The sequence below is a fragment of the Yersinia sp. J1 genome (assembly GCF_050586585.1).
GTDB classification, from domain to species: domain Bacteria; phylum Pseudomonadota; class Gammaproteobacteria; order Enterobacterales; family Enterobacteriaceae; genus Yersinia; species Yersinia entomophaga.
The window spans coordinates 1-968 of sequence record NZ_JBOBDP010000053.1; the positions used below are offsets into that span (position 1 = coordinate 1).

Sequence of the window (968 nt, forward strand, 5' to 3'; positions counted from 1 at the left end):
AGCAACCGCTGGCGATCAGCGTGATGCCCGGTCAGGTGGTGATTCGGGTTCAACAGAGTAATATACTAGCGTAGCAACAGATAAAAATGGCCGAGAAGATCCAAAGAGATCCATTCCGGCCATTTATTTTTACTTCATTTCCTTTTTCTTGGCTAAATAAAAGTCAAGATACTTCTTCGGTCTTTCTTTAAATGCACGAGCCTTACCATAATTATAGGCATCATCAAAGTATTTATATGATTCATCATATTGCTCTAACTCATAACAGACCATTCCAAGATCAATCAACGGTGCAGTATCTATATCTGACCCTCGAGTTTGCAATGCAACTTCAGCCCATTCTTTAGCTTTTGGGAAGGCTGCCATATCAAAGTAAGCACTATATATACATGCTGCAATCCAACCGGCAATTTCCCACTCTAGCTTAGGTTCAGGAAGCAATCCCCAAGCCTTGTTATATTCATCTAACGCCCCCTCATAAGATTTACCATCATGAAGCTCATTACCTTTCTCTACAGTAGAGACTATTGTCTCTTCTAATTTTTGATTTTCTTCAGCAAGTTCTTTCATTTCACACCAAACTTAATCATGGAAAATATTGTGATCTTTCTGCCGGACCAATAAAATCACCTTGATCTTTATATCTATCAGGTAATTTCGCACCTTGGGAACGGTTATGACCATAATATTCTAATTCATAATTCTTTGAATCTCTCATAAAGGCTCTAACTTCTTTAGATTTCGGGCCATAATAACCGCCTTTCTGGTTCCAATATTTCACGGCATCTGTTAAGTGAGCCATATCAGCATCCTTAACAAAATACCATTTTTTATCTGTTGAGCTCTTAAATTGCATCCTGTTACCTGTACCACGAATGCGACCTTCGCCACGCATTCGTTCAATAACTTCTCTGCCAGTCTTGCTATTTTTACCTGGGGTTCTTCCCATATTATTTAGACGACAGGAT

2 protein-coding genes are annotated in these 968 nt (G+C 39.0%); both read right to left on the reverse strand.

Translation table 11 applies throughout. The features are described 5' to 3' along the window. Positions 1 to 129: 129 nt before the first annotated feature. Positions 130 to 570, reverse strand: coding sequence for a hypothetical protein (locus tag ACQ4OC_RS19575; RefSeq protein ID WP_430971565.1), 441 nt, complete (start codon positions 568 to 570; stop codon positions 130 to 132). Between the two features lie 16 nt (positions 571 to 586). After that, on the reverse strand, positions 587 to 968 hold a 382-nt coding region (locus ACQ4OC_RS19580), incomplete at its 5' end, for a hypothetical protein (RefSeq protein ID WP_430971566.1).